This window comes from Fodinibius sp. GM108 (genome assembly GCF_058386985.1).
This window is the reverse complement of record NZ_JBYEIR010000004.1, coordinates 149,586-165,002: the sequence shown is the minus strand read 5'-3', so window position 1 is coordinate 165,002 and position 15,417 is coordinate 149,586. Positions and strand designations below refer to the sequence as shown.

Here is a 15,417-nt window from a genome sequence, read left to right as displayed (position 1 = left end):
TTTTAATTATTGTTCAACAGTAGCTTTTGCGGGATTCGTCTGCATAGCAGTAAGCAGTAAGAGTCCGCCCATGATGGATACATTTTTCAGAAAGTGCAGTAGCTGCATCTGGAACTGCTGACCCTCCATTGCCCAGAAATTGTGAAATATGAGAGTCGTAGGAATCAAATAGAGTGCCAGCAGAATGCCCGCTTCTTTCATCCTTTATCCTGTTATCAGGGCTAAACCTCCCGCCAGTTCTGTAGCTATAGCACCCAGAATTAATATGGACGGAAGTGGAATTCCTTTAGCAGACATGAACTGTATGGTTCCCTCCCAGCCTGTCATTTTACTGATAAAGGAGAACACAAAAATACTGCTCAGTAGAATTCGTGCTATTAACTGAAGGTTATTTTGTTGATTTGTATTAAACATGGTTGTGTATCTAGTTTTAATTTCGATTTTTGAGTTATAAAAGTGTTCGTATGAAAAATCCGATTTGGTCTTCCTGTAATATCTCTGAACTGTATTGATCCAGATCATAACTCAATCCAAACTGAAACTGCTTGCTGTACACCGGACCAATTCGGACCTGAATAATACTTCGATCATGAGTTTCAAAGCGAAGCCAGGACCCCATCAGAAATGCGTTCGCACCTATTTCCCATTGGTAATTGAGTGGGATTATTTTTCGGATCAGTAAAGCAATCCCACCTTGTAAGGCCGTATTAGGAACGTTATACGCTACCTGGGGCCTAAGATTGATATCAATCCCCGCCAGCTGGAATTTTGCCCCTAATAACATTCCAGGTTGCAACCCGGCAACATTACTGTAAAACAGATTGGGACCAGCGCTAAAATGCTCGCTGAATGAGTCCGTAACAGATGTTTGAATTACAGCCTCATCAAATTTTCTCTTTTCCGGTGCATAGAATCTGTTGAAGAAAGCCAATCCATCGATCTGGATATCAGATCTTTGATTCCAATGCTGGGAGAAGGTTGTCTGAAAAACCATCTTATCAGCACCACTCAACAAATTCTGCTGCAGATGTTGAGCTGCCGATATCTTGACTACTGTTATTAAAGCAATAAGCAGTGCTATGAATTTGTTCATTGTTGAGACAACTGTTGTGTAAAATTTAGTTCAACAATAAACTAATTCATGATTATCAGCCTATAAATGACAATTTTTCGGGTTTAGTGTGCAGTTTTTCGGCTATTCCGAAATTGGATAGGGCTCTGGCCGGCTTTCCGCTTAAAAAAGCGACCAAACTGGGAGGGCGTATTAAATCCTAAGTGATATGCTATCTCTTTAGCCGATTTATCGGTATAGATGAGCTGATTTTTCGCCTCTCTTATAATGCGCTGATGAATGTGCTCCAGTGCCGTGAAACTACTCTCTTCTTTAACGACTTCACTAAGATGTTTCGGCGTGACGTGCAGTAACTCTGCATAGTCACTTACTTTCTTTTTCTCTGTAAAATGCTCATCAACAAGATTCTTGAACTCTTTGAATATACGATTGGCTTGCGATGTTGTGTGGTTTCCTTTTTTAAGACACGATTTGTTCAGACGATTTATTCTGTACAACAGCTCAATGATACCACTGCGTAAAATCTGCCGGTGATAAGATTGTGATAAGTAGGCTTCCTCGGCTAACTTTTCAAACAGGTATTTCGTTTTTTTGAAAGCATTGCTGTCAAACTCAAAGATCGGGGGCTTCGCCGGATCAACCCAAAGCAGTTCATCCAGGATCTCACGAGACACGTTGGCATCCAATAAGAATGATTTCGTGAATAGTATTTGTCTGATGTCCAAATCCCGACTGTATTTCGTCGTTTCGGTAATATCGTCGGGAGTAATAAACAGCAAGCGGCCCGGAGAAAGACTTACTTTGTTCTCATTTATTAATTGAGTGCAGCTGCCATTTAAAGCGATAGATAAACTATAAAAATCAGACTGGTGCGGTTTTTCTGCGTAAAGACCGCGTCTGCTTTTCAAAATTAAATACTCACTCCCATCCTTTTCTGTCCCGCAAACCTCTTGGTTATCAAGTGCGACCACAGTGTCTTTAATAGTAACTTTGGGAATAGATTTTTCAGTACTAAGCATAATCAACTACGCTTTTATTCTACTTGATCAGATGGACTAAATGCCTCATCGAGATTCGTTCTGACTTCATCCAAAAGAGATGAAAGCGTTTCAGCTTTTTCCGGATCCAAGGTCTGTTCCATCAACTCATCCGTGGTTAACTCCTTATCCACCTTTCCCAGAAATTCCAGCCCCTCTTCCGTTATTTTGATCTCTACCTTTCGCCGGTTCTCTTTCTTGGGTTGTCTTGTCACGTACCCCTTTTTACGTAGCTTTTCAACAAGTCTTGATACGTTACTCCAGCTGTTGAGCATCCGGTCCCGTATTTCATTCAGCTCATACGCATCGGGATGGTTCCCCCGCAAAATGCGTAGCACATTAAACTGCTCATGACTCAGGTCAAACTCACTTAACAGCTTGCGCATAATGTTCTCAAAATGATTGGCGGTGTACACAACATTTAACATTGCTTCAATCTGCGGGCTGGGAAATTGCTTTTGTTTTATTGCTTTCTTGAATTCCATATCAACTAATATTTTTTTTGTCTCAACAACTGTTGTAGTTACATCAGTTGTAATAACTTAAATCTTTATCTTTTTTTCAAGGGGTCAGCTTACTTAAGAAGATGTTTCAGATACTATGCCATACCAGTTTATTCGTCTCGACCCTACCTGACGAAACTGGATCATAGCAGGAAGGCAAACACTCGCTGTTTCGGATGACGAGATGGATCTCCTATTAGACGGACAGGTATGCCAACTAATCTTCCAGAGCTGGATGGCGATACGTAACGGCAACTCCGAGTATTCCGGCAAGGAACAAAATGCCAGGAGCCAACAGCGGATATGATCCTTTCATGGCAGGCCAGATAGATTCGTAAAGAGAAAAGGACGGATTGATTTCACGGGTGAAAAGCAAATTTCCGTGGAAATGCAGATATATTCCCACAAAGCTGGACAAAGCCACAGCTATCATCATCCAGCGTAATATGCGGATCGTAGCTTGCCCTGGCGCTATCCAGGCACCGAAGACTGCCAGCAATCCCGCCCCTGAGACTACAAAGGGAATCCACTGGAGGGGCTCTTCCGTATGGTCAAGCAGAATCAGCTCAAAAACAGTCATCAAAAAAATAACAGCAACTACGCACAGTAAAAACTGGCGCAGCTGCTGCAATACATTTTTTTCTGGCATTAGTCTATTCAGCTTCGACGTATGTTTTGGCCGTTTCCAACTCTTCATCATTTACATAAGAAGTGAGGGCATCAAAGAATTCCTGATTGGAATCATACGGACGGCCCGCAACTAATTCTTCAGCTTCATTTTCATCCAAACCCGGAATTTGCAACAACGTGGCCGTATCACTGTCATTTCGGTGGATGGGAACAAATATGTATTCTTCATATGCCGCTACCTGGTCCTCGTCGACATACTTTCCGATCTCTTTGCGGAACTGCTGAATACTTACATAGGGACGATATTCCTCAAACTCGTGCACCATTTTATCACCGACATTCGGAATGGTTCTAAACTCTTCTCCCGATACTGTATTCACGTTTAGCTTATCGGCAGGTGCCGCATTTTCTTGGGTAGTTGTTGTCGGAGTATCTGTTTCTTCTGCGTTTTCTTGTTCTGTTCCGCCGCCGCAGGCTGTAAATGTGAGTGCCAGTAATACCAGCAGTACTCTGGAAATATTTTTACTAAATATCATGCTTGAATTATGAGATTGAATTAAAGATAGATTAAATCTAAATAAGAATATAAGGCTTCTGCACCAAACCTGACAGTATGTTTGGCATGCTTGCTTGTTAAAGGATGAAAAGAAGAAAACGATCAATGCAGCCGCTTGGATCTATTATCTCTTGCATCATTAACTTTTTTCAGCTCGTTTACCCCCACTCTGACTTCTCGGCCTTCTTAAAGAATAGTCATAAATGTTATCAGCCCTCATGTACTTCTTTTGCAGCACGAGCTCCGGAGCGCAGCGCTCCTTCCATTGTGCTTCTCAAAATCGACGTATGTTCGCCGGCAAAATGAATACGTCCATGAGGTTCTTGCAAAGGTTTAAGATAACTGGTGACTTCACCGGGCGCCGGCCAACTAGGTCCGCCCAACGCATATGGATCTTCACTCCAGGTTTTCACATATCCACTGCCCTTTTGGTAGTGATCGCGAATTCCCGGATGAACTTTATCTAGTCCCTCTATGGTTTTTTCTATGAGTTCTTCTTTGGAAAGTTTTCCATACTCACCTGCAGATGTACCTGCGACATAACTTTCCAGTATCGATTCACTTTCACCAGGATAGGCATTAATTTGACCAACCGGCAGATCAGTAAAGGCCATTCCCGATACACCCTCTTCCTGCCAATACGGCTTGTTAACCTGCAGATATGTTCTGGTTATATCAAGATAGGATATATTATCAATCGCCTCTTTCTTTTTCCCGGGAAGCGATGGTTCAAAATCTATTCTATCAAGCACTTTTGCAGGAAATGTACAGATAACTCTATCAGCGTCAAAGCTAACTTGATTGCCGGACTCTGTTGCCATCACTTCAACACCATCCTCTTGATCTTTCACGGCAGTTATTTTTACTCCGTAATTTATTATATCCCCTAGCGACTTTGCCATTTCTCGGGGCAGCTGATCATTTCCTCCCACCAATACAAACGGCGGTGCTCCCATAAACAAACCAAAATCAGACACCGCCATTGAAAGTGCCGAAGTTCTATCAGGAACTGCACCAAACCACTGAGTATTTTGTATAAGCTTAACGGCTCCTTTGCTGGCACCCTGGGAGCGCATATAATCGGCCAGAGACTCTTTATCCAACTTCACCAGAGGTGTTTCATCCCAAGAGTTGGGCTCAGAAATTTCAGGCGGCAGAGTATTGATAATGTATTTCTCAACAATACCCATTGGCCCTAACTGCTGTTCTTCCTCAGTCAGCTCGTAGGGCCATTCAACTTGCTGTTCTGCAGAGGTGGTAAATCGCTTTCCATTCAGGTGGTAGACGGGGTTCTCGGGTAGCTCCCACGGTGCGCGTTCAAGCTCAAATTTTTCAATGTATTTAATCGCGTGAGTATAGGTATTTGAGAAAGCCGCACCTCCTTCTTCGGCATATAGATTACCCGCAAATGGCTCTCGTATGGTAGAAACCCGTCCGCCGGGACGCTGCCGGGCTTCCAGCACCGTCACATTATGTCCGGCTTCATTCAGCTCCCAAGCTGCAGCGAGTCCTGCTAGCCCGGCTCCAAGAACCAATACATTCTGGGGATCTGTTGTTTTGCCTGATATAGAGAATTGGCCGGATATTGAACCAGGTAAAACCAACCCCGTACCAACAGCTCCAAATCCCATCATCAGTTGCTGCAAGAAATGTCTTCTCGATATATTGCTTTCTCCATCATCCATAGCTTACTCTCTTTTGTTATAGATTACCTATTCAGATGTTCTCATCGTTATCAACTCCAACCCTGTCCATACCCTAAAGCAGATATCATATATTTCTTTAATGATAATCCTTAAACATTTTAACAAATAATGGGTATGATGTCATATTTTTTTAGTTAAAAAGTCCTAAGATTATTATATAATAAATTCCTTAATTCTAACTTTCCTATCTCCTTTCAATTTATTTAAGCAGGAACGATTACAGCTGTTTATCCGGTTGAAAAAACATCAAATACCTATTCAAACAAACTTCATCATTTATGATTTTAGTCACCGGAGCAAACGGGCATTTAGGGTCACAAACCATCAATTTTTTGTTGGATAAAAATCCAGACGTAAACCTTGCAGGACTTGTGCGAAGCCAGGAAAAGGGAGCAGAGCTTGAAGCTAAGGATGTGGAAATCAGAATTGGAGATTATAATGATTATTCATCAATGGAGGAGGCTCTAAATGGTATTGATATACTTCTGTTGATTTCGGCAAGTTCATTAGAAGGCCGGGTTGAACAACACAAGAGTGTTATAGATGCGGCGCAGAAACACGAAATCGATCAGATTTTTTATACAAGTTTAGTAAAGGCTGATCAAAAACTGAGCCCCCTTTCTGAAGATCACGCCCAAACAGAAGAGTTAATTAAAGATTCAGGTATTCCGTACAGTATTTTCCGCCATACCTTCTATACAGAATTTCTGCCCCTCTTTCTGGGTGATGCACTTGAAACCGAGCAGTGGCGGTTTCCATCAGACGGACAAAAAATTAACCTTGCCATGCGTACAGAAATGGCCGAAGCCCTGGCCAACGCACTCACAAATCCCCAAAAACACCAAGATGAAATCTACGAGATAACGTCCAATCAAGCGTATACTCTTCCTGAAATAACCCATATGATCAACGACAATTCCGGAAATATGATCACCTATTCGGATGTTCCAATATCAAAATTTCAAGATGAATTGAAGCAGGTCGACTTGCCGGACGATCAGCAGGCAATGACTATGATGGTAGCCAGCACGTTTGCAAATGGAGGTCTTAACTTTACCTACGATCACCTGGAACAACTGTTAGGACGGGAACCAACGGATATTAAGGATTTTATTAAAGACTATTTTGAGTAGTACAATGAACAACGACTATACAACACCTTCCGGGACACGAATCGGACATGTGCATCTGAAAGTAGCTGACCTGGATCAGGCATTGGCTTTTTATCGCGAGTTACTCGGCTTCGAGCTCACAACCATGTACGGAGAAAATGCCGCTTTTATCTCGGCCGGTGGCTACCATCATCATATTGGATTAAATACCTGGCACAGCAAAGGCGGATCGCCTGCTCCTAAAAGCAGCACCGGCTTGTATCATGCAGCAATTCTGTATCCCACCCGGAAAGATCTGGCAGAAATCTATAAGCGATTACGGGATAAAAACTATCCAATTACAGGAGCCAGCGACCACGGCGTATCGGAGGCTATTTATCTGAATGATCCCGATGGCAACGGCCTGGAACTTTATTGGGATCGGCCCCGAGATGAATGGGAGTATGATGAAGATGGGTCTGTTAAAATGGTTACCCGCCCGCTGGATCTGCAGGGTCTGCTCAAAGAGCTGGAATAATATTGAGCTGCGGATCTGCGCAGCTTGGTGTGAGACTTACCCACAGAGCTCCATTGATTTAATACTGATGATCCGCTGAAGTCGAAAAGTACCTATGAACATTTTTAACGAATTGTATCCTCAGCAATAAATTTTCCTCCGACAGCTGTCGGAGGAGATGTAAGAGGGGTGGTTCTGAAGATTAAGCTCTAACTTCAGCAATCTCCTGATTTAGTTCTTGGGGATCGCCAAGGCCTGTTAACCCATAGAGCTCGCGATGACAATCTCGCAGGTTTAAAAAAGAGGGGGTTCGGGGGAATCGCGGGAAAGACTACTCATAATAACGACAAATGTGGAAAAGCAATTTCCGTTTTCCTGCTTTAGTAAGCAAAAAATCTACGATTCCCCAGAGACTTTTTTGGTTCGTTTTTTGGTCACAAAAAATGAACAAATAGATAGAGATGAGAAATCACTCCTTAAGCATAATCATCTTTCAAGCAAAATGCGGAAGAACAGCCCTCTCACAGCAAATGTAAGAAGAAAAACCAAGACGCAGAGCACCGGAACAAGATATAAACTCCTTGAAGGTTTTTAGTTACAGATCAGTCCAGATAATCTTCTCTCAATAACCGAGCTTATATAACTTACAGTATAAAGGGACAAACCCGGACTCGTGCGTATTAATTTATTCAATCTTTGTCGCCAAACTACGGTTAGGGGGTACCTTTTGTCTTGACACAAAAGGTACTAAAAGTCAAGGCTGAAGAATTGTGAATTCGGTTTCGGCCTGCAGAATACGTGGATTTTAATGGTCCATTTACTTCCGTGCCTGTTTATTAAGAAGTTACCGGTACAAAATCCACACCCGTATTCTTTGACCTCAGCACACAATTCTTAGGCCGTAAAACCCTAGCTGGCAGCTGAAAAGTCCCCTCCACCCGAGGGTACCGAGGAACGAGCCGGGGCGGGTTCTTGTAAAAGGATACATTGTACTCAAATAAAATTTAGAGGGGCACACCCCCTAATGTAAACAGCTGCCGGGGATTTAGATGATTTTGTCCGTGAAGTTGGCAGCTGTGAAAACAAGGGGGTCAAAGAGAATCATCTTATAACTATTGATCAATTTCACTAAATTTATTGAAGAGAGTTGGTCGATTCACTGAAACTCAGAAATCGACAATCAATTTAAAACACATTTCAGCATGGAAGACCTGCTCGCCGCCCGTTTACAAATGGCTGTCTCTCTCGGATTCCATATCATCTTTGCCTGTATTGGGATGGCGATGCCTTTCCTGATGGCAGCCGCCGAGTATAAATGGATCCGCACCGGAAAACAGGTGTACCAGGATTTAGCCAAAGCGTGGTCAAAAGGAGTAGCTATTTTTTTCGCAACGGGCGCTGTTTCAGGTACAGTACTCTCTTTCGAGCTGGGACTGCTATGGCCAACATTTATGGAACACGCCGGACCCATTTTCGGGATGCCCTTTTCGTGGGAAGGGACAGCCTTTTTTGTAGAAGCTATTGCACTGGGATTATTTCTCTATGGCTGGGATCGGCTTAGCCCCTGGAAACATTGGACAGCGGGCGTCGTAGTTGGAATCTCCGGAGTGGCTTCCGGCATCTTTGTAGTTGCAGCCAACGGCTGGATGAATAGCCCTGCCGGCTTCGACTGGGTTGACGGTCGCGCGATAAATGTAGATCCCGTTGCCGCTATGTTCAACGATGCTTGGTTTTCACAGGCACTCCATATGACATTTGCTGCTTTTGTTGCTACAGGCTTTGCTGTGGCAGGACTGCATGCATTCTTGTTGTTGCGGAATCCGAACAGCCAATTTCACAAAAAGGCAATAAAAATTGCGCTGACAGCAGGAGCTATATTCGCTATCATGCAACCACTTACCGGCGATTATGCTGCCAAAGATGTGGCCGACCGTCAGCCGATAAAACTAGCTGCCATGGAGGGGCATTTTCAAACGGAGGCTCCGGCAGACTTGGTCATCGGCGGACTACCGGATGAAGAAACGCAGGAAGTGCCCTATGCCATTCGTATTCCGGGCATGCTCAGCTTTTTGGCACATGGGGATTTTAATGCTGAGGTCAAAGGGCTCGAGGAATTCCCGCGCGATGAATGGCCGCCCGTGCTTATCACACATGTAGCTTTCCAAATTATGGTAGGGGCAGGTATCATAATGGCAGTTATCGGATTATTATTTTTGCTTTTCCAGTGGAAATGGCCGCATCTGCTTTCGCGCCGGTGGTGGCTCTGGCTGCTGGTTATCGCCACACCGCTGGGCTTTGTTGCAGTGGAAGCGGGCTGGACTGTTACCGAGGTGGGACGTCAGCCGTGGATTATCTACGGGATTATGAAAACGGAAGATGCCGTCACCAGTATGCCGGGACTGCAGTACCCGTTCTTTTTATTTACTGGCGTCTACCTGCTGCTTTCTGCCGTTTTGGTCTGGCTAATGTATCGACAAATTATCACACTACCCGATAAGTATGATTCCGTTAACTATGAATGATCCTGTAAATCACAATAGAAATAATTGAGCCGCGGTATGCTACTGATAATAACCACATTCTTTCTGGCTCTTTCGTTAGTATTTTACGTGATTTTCGGCGGTGCTGATTTCGGAGCCGGTGTCCTCCAGATGATCACCAAGAAAGAGAACCGCGAGGAGATCACGCATGCCATAGGACCTGTTTGGGAGGCCAATCATGTCTGGCTGATTTTGGTCATTGTAATTTTGTTTATGGGTTTTCCTGCCATCTATTCGGTCTTGTCCACCTATCTCCATATACCAATTGTACTGCTTTTAATTGGCATTATTTTGCGGGGTACAGCTTTTGCTTTTATGCACTATGATGCTATCCGGGATCAGAGTATTGAGCTGTATGAAGGGATCTTTAAGATTTCCAGCATTATAGCCCCCTTCTTCCTGGGTGTAATTACCGGTGCCATCATGCTTGGACGTATCAATACCAATGCCGATCTGTTTTATGATGCATTTATGCAGCCCTGGCTTAACGGCTTTTCGTTTACTGTTGGCATTTTTACCCTCAGCATATTTACTTATCTGGCCGCTGTCTTCATGATCGCCGAAAGTGAAGATGTAGATGTACGCCAGGAATTTATAGCTATTGCTAAAAAGTTACAGACAGCAACAGTTTTATCCGGTCTCCTCATCTTTATAGTCGCCTATTTTTCCGGTTTTCCCCTGCTGTCATTATTTTTGGATTCACCAGTTGCCATTACCTGTATTATACTTGCAACCTTAAGTCTGCCAGTACTTACATTTTTTCTGAACCGCAGGCGGGCGATTTATGCACGTCTGGTTACCGGATTTCAGGTTCTCATGATTTTGATTGGGTGGTTCAGCATTCAATATCCGGTTGTAATAAATTTGCAGGGTGGACACCTATCCTTGTTTAATGCTGCTGCTCCCGATGCAGCATTATTGCAGCTGGTCATTGCCCTCGTCATCGGTGCCTGTATTATCTTACCCGCACTGTACTACCTGATGAAGGTCTTTAAAGGCGAACAATTTCGCAGAGAAGATGTCTGACGGATTGATATTACGGTTAGATCCAACTTACCTAACCCATGGGGCTCGGTTTGAAAATATAATCTGCAATTCACTTTCGGTAAGCGGCAACTTTTTTTCTATATCTGATTTATAGTTAGCGGGCATCCACTCCGGCCAATCCGTACCAAAAAGTATCCGCTCCATTCCAATTGTTCGAAGTCTTTCGGTCAGCCGTTCATATCGCTGTTGGGGATACCACTGCGATTCTGCTTCTTTATCGTCATCTTTTTTACTTTCAGAAACCGGTTTAATCACAGCAGATAAATCAAAATAAATGTGATCCCTCAACTCCCCTTTAGCTATATAATCAGCAAAAACGCCCAGGGCTTGGTCAGTAGCCTCATCGTAACCTGACCATCCCGCCATGTGAGCAATCTGAATTGGGATCTTTGGTGCTTGCGAAAGAATCTTATCCACAAAAATCCGAGCATCCTCTCGACCATACGGTTCGTCTGTCGTTCGCATATGAACAACTATTCCTAGATCATATGAGTTTGCCGCTTTAAAAATACCTGCCAGGCGCTTCACATGGTGCTGATTTCGCAAATCGACTCCTGAATTGGCAAAATGAAGTTTAATACCAGCAAATTTATTTCTGGCAGCATTGCGCTCAATTTCAACGAAAGCGGAATCAGAAAGTGGATTGATACTGAAAAAGCCGACCAACTTGTCGGGATACCTTGATACAGCTTCAGCTACACGATCATTCTCGGACTGTAAAGTTTTGAATTGATCTCCGGATACTTCACCTGAATCAGAGAAAAAATAAGCATTTGACAAAATAACGGCCTCGTCTACATTATCCCGCTCCATCGTCTTCTTTAATTGTTCAATACCTAACGGCGGCAGGTCATTTACACCTTCTACATTTTCTTCAAGGTATTTACGCACTTCCGGGCTAAAAATATGGGTGTGATGGTCAATAAGAGTATCCGCCCCTGAAACAGGTTTTTCGTAATCATCTGAATAAGAATCTGGAATTATTGTAAATCCCAATAGTAGAATAATCATGAAACAAATGGTGATAAGGAAAAAAGTCTTCTTCATTGTTTTGACGAGTCTTCTGTTAGAAATATTAGCTATTAAAACCACCCAAATCGCAGGGCAAAAAAGGAGGAAATACCGGACAACTCTTTATCGCTGGTTCCTTCAAGATCCACACCTCCCGCATATCGATAAGACAGGCCGCCGGTGAGGCGAAACCAGTCAGTCACATTCAAATTTAAGTTCACACCTGGTTGCAATACAAAGTAGCTGTCGGAATTAGGATTAAAGTCAAAATCGGTGTCTTCATAGTTAACGCTTCCTGATCCCACCAGTGTTTGCACGCTAACGTGAAAAAGATGATTAGTATGGTGGACATACTCCACCACAAATCCGCCATAGTCGGTATCCAGCTCTGGTTGGGGTGTATCCTGTCGAGTCCAGTTGGCCGCTTCAAAATTATTTTGTGTACGATATCTCGCAAGTCCCAGGTTTACGGTATTTCTGTCATTCAAATTAATAACCCAGGCTCCTCGTGTACCCCGCAGATAGGTAAAATCACCGTTCACAGAGGTCATCCCGAAAACCATAGCACCATAACCACCATGATCAACATCACCTGAAAACAGCGTTTCTGTTTCTTGTGCAAATCCTTTTGCTGGATGTATCAATATTAATGCTGCGACAAATAGTATCAGCTTTTTCATTGGTTGAGTAATTTTTTCGAATTAAAAATACTCCTGGCTGGAAATCCCTGAATCAAAACTTGCCAAACTTAAAAGTAAACGACCCGCTAATACCTGAGAAGTCGTTATCGTCAAAGCCGGCTCTACTGATGCCGCTGGTATATCTATAACCAACTCCGGCAGCAATTCGCATAAACTCTGTGACATTAAGTTCGATGTTTGCTCCCGGTTCCACTACAAAATAGGGATCCGGATCATCAAACTGTTTATCATAATCATCATCCCTGATCATGAATCCGCCACCGCCAATGAGAGAAGAAAACGTCAGGTGGACTAGACGGTGTGGACGATTGATGTATTCCAGTTCAAATCCGCCATAGCCATTCAGTGCGTAATAATCCGCGTCGGGATCACCAAAGTTAGAATCGAGAATACTGTGGTCTGTTACCAATCCATACCCACCTCCCCCCAGCGATAGAGCGTTCTGTTCATCGATATTTAACATCCATCCGCCACGCCCACCAACCCAGAGACCAGTCTCTCCTGCTACATCGCTGACTTTTATTACCGGTGCACCAAATCCACCGTGAGTAACATCACCGCTAATTAATGTTTGCGTTTCTTGAGCTGAAGCAGTGCAATTCAATCCCAGTAGAACAATAACTATTACAATTGAACGGAGGTTCTGCATAGTAAATGATATTGCTTAGTTTTCATTTTCAGTTGCCAAGAACCTACGTTTTATAAACAGTTGTGTTTCAGTATGACTATTTTAATTCATTGATAGCCTTTTTACCTCTTCAGCAATCAGTCCTTACACTTATGAATTATTTATTCCAATCAACCTTTACATTGATTATCGTTGCCGCTTTTTCCCTGCTTGTTTCATGTCAATCAGAGGGTTCGGATAACTTAACCGAAAGCCAGCATCACCAGTTAGCATCAACCTATGAGTCTATAAATGAGCTTTACAAAGAATTAGAACAGGGCTATAACTCAGAAAGTGAAGATTCAATAAAAGAGCTCGATCAACTTTATAGCGCAGTACAAAATATGCGCATACAGTTACATAACAATCACAAACAGATGGTGGCCTGGCATAAAGAGCGGGATATGCAAAGAGATAAAATGATGTCCGAAGAAAATATGGGCAGGCATATGCAGACTCTCATGACGGGCGAATGGTATCTCCAGATGCAAGAAATGCATGAACGGATAGCCAGCGTGCATAAAGCCATGGATCAACAGTCATTGGCACGAATAAACAGACAGCTTTCAGAACGGTTTGCCAAGATGTGTGAGGTAATTCCAAACGTAGGTGAGCCAACAGAGATACCTTTTAATGAAGCGGGAGATCCCACCCTTCTGAATGGTGCAAACTTGTACACTCAAAACTGCGGTGGCTGTCATGGAAGCAATGGCGAAGGTTCTGACAATGTTTTTCCGCCCCTTGTAAATACCCAATGGATAACCGGTGATAAATCAGTATCAATTCGTATCTTACTAAACGGATTGGAAGGAGAAATTGAAGTCGATGGACAAACCTATCAAGGGGTTATGCCATCTTTCAAGGCACGACTGAGTGCAGCTGAAATGGCCGCAATTCTTAATTATCTGCGGGAAGAAAGTGAGAGTGATCTACCAGAAATCACCCAGGAGGATATCATTGATTTAAGTCAGAAATACAGTGACCGCACAACACCGTGGCGTGCTGAAGATTTTGACATTGATTAGTCACCACTTGTGCTTTTTCTACTTTTCTAACATCCGGAGGCTGTCTTCTTTTAGAAGCAACTAAGCAGTTGCGAGCTTTTTTATTTTGTGTATCTTAGGACAAAGTTATTCAGAAATAATTCATTTAACATATTGATTATGACACAAGAAGAAGCAAACAATGGTAATCGTCTCATTGAAAATTTGATGGGATCCACTATCAAAATTGAGCAGGAAGATGTTAAGGATATCCCGCTGGCTTTTCTTGCTGTTGAGGATATGAAATTCCACGAATCCTGGAAATGGCTTATGCCTGTTGTCATTAAAATCGAAGAAGATTTAGGCCACAGTGTACTTATCCAAGATAAGCTCTGTCGAATTACTGTGGATGATGAGACCAGCTATGAACATGAAGGGGAAGACAAGTTGGATGCTGTCTGGCGTGCCGTGGTAAAATATCTGGATGCCGAACAGGGGTAACAACTCCTTTATAAATTTACAGCCCTGATCATAAACGGTTAGGGCTTTTTTATTTGAGGATCGTCGGCTCCTTTAAAATCCTCATGCTGACTAAATTTCCGGAATGCATAAAAGTAATCCTCAAAATTTCCTGTATCATGCCGCTCCAAATCATCCTGCAAAGGATATCCACCGACTGAGCCTCCTTTATTAATTAACTTACGAATAGCTGGTGTTAGCTGAAGCTCCTCGTTATCATCAGGGGATACTGATTTCAATAAATCGATGATTTCAACATCAAAAATATAGCGGCAAGCCGATGCCCATAAATTAAACTCCTGATCCTTTGAAGGTTTTTCGAGGATATCTGTCAGCCGTACAACTTCACCAGCCGTCACCTTCTGCTCATCGAAACAAACTACCCCCCCTGGAATGTATTTCTGATTCTGAGATCGGATAAATCGAAAGTAATCCTTTTAATTCATTACTAGTTTTGGTGTCTATCAATTTCTTGAGATATCTCGTTCTGTTTTTCCCGAGCATTGGAGCATCGGAAAAAACAACCAGAAACTCATCATCACCGATAAAATTTTCTGCTTTTAATATCGCCCCGCCGGGTCCGGACCTTGTATTATCTTCTATAAAGGTTATGGTCGATTCGCCACCGAAATAATCAAAAATAGCCTCGTAGTCACTACGTGTGACAATCGCAATTTTTTCAATACCCGCCCCCTTCAGCTCCTCAATGATATGTTGAAGTACAGGTTTTTTCCCGAGCGGGAGCATCGGCTTGGGCAAGTAGTTACTAATCGGCTCCATTCGATTTCCTAATCCGGCGGCGGGAATGACTGCTTTTGTAATTTCACTCATAACGCT

General features: G+C 43.1%; 19 protein-coding genes. 6 read left to right on the top strand and 13 right to left on the bottom strand.

What is annotated here, in order from left to right:
- Window positions 1-6: 6 nt before the first annotated feature.
- The 8 genes from ACT3ID_RS08690 to ACT3ID_RS08655 form a co-directional block, all read right to left on the bottom strand.
- Window positions 7-201, bottom strand: a complete 195-nt coding sequence (locus ACT3ID_RS08690) for a hypothetical protein (RefSeq protein ID WP_491541625.1) — start codon at window positions 199-201, stop codon at window positions 7-9.
- Between the two features lie 3 nt (window positions 202-204).
- Window positions 205-414 (bottom strand): DoxX family protein, encoded by a 210-nt coding sequence (locus ACT3ID_RS08685; protein ID WP_491541624.1) that lies wholly within the window; start codon window positions 412-414, stop codon window positions 205-207.
- 34 nt (window positions 415-448) lie between these two features.
- Entirely contained in the window at window positions 449-1,093 is a 645-nt protein-coding gene (locus ACT3ID_RS08680) for a hypothetical protein (RefSeq protein WP_491541623.1), read from the bottom strand.
- Window positions 1,094-1,176: 83 nt separating this feature from the next.
- A complete protein-coding gene (locus tag ACT3ID_RS08675; protein WP_491541622.1) occupies window positions 1,177-2,091 on the bottom strand; it encodes an AraC family transcriptional regulator in 915 nt (304 codons plus the stop codon).
- A gap of 14 nt (window positions 2,092-2,105) precedes the next feature.
- Window positions 2,106-2,594: a MarR family winged helix-turn-helix transcriptional regulator gene (locus ACT3ID_RS08670; protein WP_491541621.1), complete on the bottom strand. Its 489-nt coding sequence runs from the start codon at window positions 2,592-2,594 to the stop codon at window positions 2,106-2,108.
- Between the two features lie 235 nt (window positions 2,595-2,829).
- Entirely contained in the window at window positions 2,830-3,261 is a 432-nt protein-coding gene (locus ACT3ID_RS08665; RefSeq protein WP_491541620.1) for a hypothetical protein, read from the bottom strand.
- Between the two features lie 4 nt (window positions 3,262-3,265).
- On the bottom strand, window positions 3,266-3,778 hold the full coding sequence (locus ACT3ID_RS08660; RefSeq protein WP_491541619.1) for a ComEA family DNA-binding protein: 513 nt from the start codon (window positions 3,776-3,778) through the stop codon (window positions 3,266-3,268).
- Window positions 3,779-4,007: 229 nt separating this feature from the next.
- Entirely contained in the window at window positions 4,008-5,483 is a 1,476-nt protein-coding gene (locus ACT3ID_RS08655; protein WP_491541618.1) for a flavin monoamine oxidase family protein, read from the bottom strand.
- A gap of 299 nt (window positions 5,484-5,782) precedes the next feature.
- Here ACT3ID_RS08655 and ACT3ID_RS08650 point away from each other — a divergent pair, with 299 nt between their 5' ends.
- The 4 genes from ACT3ID_RS08650 to ACT3ID_RS08635 all read left to right on the top strand — a co-directional run bounded on the left by ACT3ID_RS08650 (window position 5,783) and on the right by ACT3ID_RS08635 (window position 10,678).
- Window positions 5,783-6,637, top strand: a complete 855-nt coding sequence (locus ACT3ID_RS08650; RefSeq protein WP_491541617.1) for an SDR family oxidoreductase — start codon at window positions 5,783-5,785, stop codon at window positions 6,635-6,637.
- Window positions 6,638-6,641: 4 nt separating this feature from the next.
- Complete coding sequence (locus tag ACT3ID_RS08645) at window positions 6,642-7,133, top strand: VOC family protein (protein WP_491541912.1); 492 nt, start codon at window positions 6,642-6,644, stop codon at window positions 7,131-7,133.
- A gap of 1,181 nt (window positions 7,134-8,314) precedes the next feature.
- Window positions 8,315-9,634, top strand: a complete 1,320-nt coding sequence (locus ACT3ID_RS08640) for a cytochrome ubiquinol oxidase subunit I (protein WP_491541616.1) — start codon at window positions 8,315-8,317, stop codon at window positions 9,632-9,634.
- 36 nt (window positions 9,635-9,670) lie between these two features.
- Window positions 9,671-10,678 carry a cytochrome d ubiquinol oxidase subunit II gene (locus ACT3ID_RS08635; protein ID WP_491541615.1) on the top strand — a complete coding sequence of 336 codons (1,008 nt, stop codon included), beginning with the start codon at window positions 9,671-9,673 and terminating at the stop codon, window positions 10,676-10,678.
- A gap of 27 nt (window positions 10,679-10,705) precedes the next feature.
- On the opposite strand, the gene ACT3ID_RS08630 is transcribed toward ACT3ID_RS08635, so the two are convergent.
- The 3 genes from ACT3ID_RS08630 to ACT3ID_RS08620 all read right to left on the bottom strand — a co-directional run bounded on the left by ACT3ID_RS08630 (window position 10,706) and on the right by ACT3ID_RS08620 (window position 13,060).
- The gene (locus tag ACT3ID_RS08630; protein ID WP_491541614.1) at window positions 10,706-11,710 is read right to left on the bottom strand and encodes an amidohydrolase family protein; all 1,005 of its coding nucleotides are present in this window, start codon (window positions 11,708-11,710) and stop codon (window positions 10,706-10,708) included.
- Between the two features lie 71 nt (window positions 11,711-11,781).
- Window positions 11,782-12,390, bottom strand: a complete 609-nt coding sequence (locus ACT3ID_RS08625; RefSeq protein WP_491541613.1) for a hypothetical protein — start codon at window positions 12,388-12,390, stop codon at window positions 11,782-11,784.
- Window positions 12,391-12,442: 52 nt separating this feature from the next.
- Window positions 12,443-13,060, bottom strand: coding sequence for a hypothetical protein (locus ACT3ID_RS08620; protein ID WP_491541612.1), 618 nt, complete (start codon window positions 13,058-13,060; stop codon window positions 12,443-12,445).
- A gap of 131 nt (window positions 13,061-13,191) precedes the next feature.
- Between ACT3ID_RS08620 and ACT3ID_RS08615 the strand changes: the two genes are divergently transcribed.
- Together ACT3ID_RS08615 and ACT3ID_RS08610 are read left to right on the top strand one after the other, a co-directional pair.
- Window positions 13,192-14,103 (top strand): c-type cytochrome, encoded by a 912-nt coding sequence (locus ACT3ID_RS08615; protein ID WP_491541611.1) that lies wholly within the window; start codon window positions 13,192-13,194, stop codon window positions 14,101-14,103.
- Between the two features lie 138 nt (window positions 14,104-14,241).
- Window positions 14,242-14,562 (top strand): hypothetical protein, encoded by a 321-nt coding sequence (locus ACT3ID_RS08610; RefSeq protein ID WP_491541610.1) that lies wholly within the window; start codon window positions 14,242-14,244, stop codon window positions 14,560-14,562.
- A gap of 38 nt (window positions 14,563-14,600) precedes the next feature.
- On the opposite strand, the gene ACT3ID_RS08605 is transcribed toward ACT3ID_RS08610, so the two are convergent.
- The gene (locus ACT3ID_RS08605; RefSeq protein ID WP_491541609.1) at window positions 14,601-14,939 is read right to left on the bottom strand and encodes a sugar phosphate nucleotidyltransferase; all 339 of its coding nucleotides are present in this window, start codon (window positions 14,937-14,939) and stop codon (window positions 14,601-14,603) included.
- A gap of 7 nt (window positions 14,940-14,946) precedes the next feature.
- Window positions 14,947-15,411 carry a sugar phosphate nucleotidyltransferase gene (locus tag ACT3ID_RS08600; RefSeq protein WP_491541608.1) on the bottom strand — a complete coding sequence of 155 codons (465 nt, stop codon included), beginning with the start codon at window positions 15,409-15,411 and terminating at the stop codon, window positions 14,947-14,949.
- Between the last annotated feature and the right edge of the window lie 6 nt (window positions 15,412-15,417).

Excerpts from the sequence above, each read along its gene's own strand:
- ACT3ID_RS08690 (WP_491541625.1), bottom strand. The coding sequence starts at position 201 with ATGAAAGAAGCGGGCATTCTGCTGGCACTCTATTTGATTCCTACGACT.
- ACT3ID_RS08685 (WP_491541624.1), bottom strand. The coding sequence starts at position 414 with ATGTTTAATACAAATCAACAAAATAACCTTCAGTTAATAGCACGAATT.
- ACT3ID_RS08680 (WP_491541623.1), bottom strand. The coding sequence starts at position 1,093 with ATGAACAAATTCATAGCACTGCTTATTGCTTTAATAACAGTAGTCAAG.
- ACT3ID_RS08675 (WP_491541622.1), bottom strand. The coding sequence starts at position 2,091 with ATGCTTAGTACTGAAAAATCTATTCCCAAAGTTACTATTAAAGACACT.
- ACT3ID_RS08670 (WP_491541621.1), bottom strand. The coding sequence starts at position 2,594 with ATGGAATTCAAGAAAGCAATAAAACAAAAGCAATTTCCCAGCCCGCAG.
- ACT3ID_RS08665 (WP_491541620.1), bottom strand. The coding sequence starts at position 3,261 with ATGCCAGAAAAAAATGTATTGCAGCAGCTGCGCCAGTTTTTACTGTGC.
- ACT3ID_RS08660 (WP_491541619.1), bottom strand. The coding sequence starts at position 3,778 with ATGATATTTAGTAAAAATATTTCCAGAGTACTGCTGGTATTACTGGCA.
- ACT3ID_RS08655 (WP_491541618.1), bottom strand. The coding sequence starts at position 5,483 with ATGGATGATGGAGAAAGCAATATATCGAGAAGACATTTCTTGCAGCAA.
- ACT3ID_RS08650 (WP_491541617.1), top strand. The coding sequence starts at position 5,783 with ATGATTTTAGTCACCGGAGCAAACGGGCATTTAGGGTCACAAACCATC.
- ACT3ID_RS08645 (WP_491541912.1), top strand. The coding sequence starts at position 6,642 with ATGAACAACGACTATACAACACCTTCCGGGACACGAATCGGACATGTG.
- ACT3ID_RS08640 (WP_491541616.1), top strand. The coding sequence starts at position 8,315 with ATGGAAGACCTGCTCGCCGCCCGTTTACAAATGGCTGTCTCTCTCGGA.
- ACT3ID_RS08635 (WP_491541615.1), top strand. The coding sequence starts at position 9,671 with ATGCTACTGATAATAACCACATTCTTTCTGGCTCTTTCGTTAGTATTT.
- ACT3ID_RS08630 (WP_491541614.1), bottom strand. The coding sequence starts at position 11,710 with ATGATTATTCTACTATTGGGATTTACAATAATTCCAGATTCTTATTCA.
- ACT3ID_RS08625 (WP_491541613.1), bottom strand. The coding sequence starts at position 12,390 with ATGAAAAAGCTGATACTATTTGTCGCAGCATTAATATTGATACATCCA.
- ACT3ID_RS08620 (WP_491541612.1), bottom strand. The coding sequence starts at position 13,060 with ATGCAGAACCTCCGTTCAATTGTAATAGTTATTGTTCTACTGGGATTG.
- ACT3ID_RS08615 (WP_491541611.1), top strand. The coding sequence starts at position 13,192 with ATGAATTATTTATTCCAATCAACCTTTACATTGATTATCGTTGCCGCT.
- ACT3ID_RS08610 (WP_491541610.1), top strand. The coding sequence starts at position 14,242 with ATGACACAAGAAGAAGCAAACAATGGTAATCGTCTCATTGAAAATTTG.
- ACT3ID_RS08600 (WP_491541608.1), bottom strand. The coding sequence starts at position 15,411 with ATGAGTGAAATTACAAAAGCAGTCATTCCCGCCGCCGGATTAGGAAAT.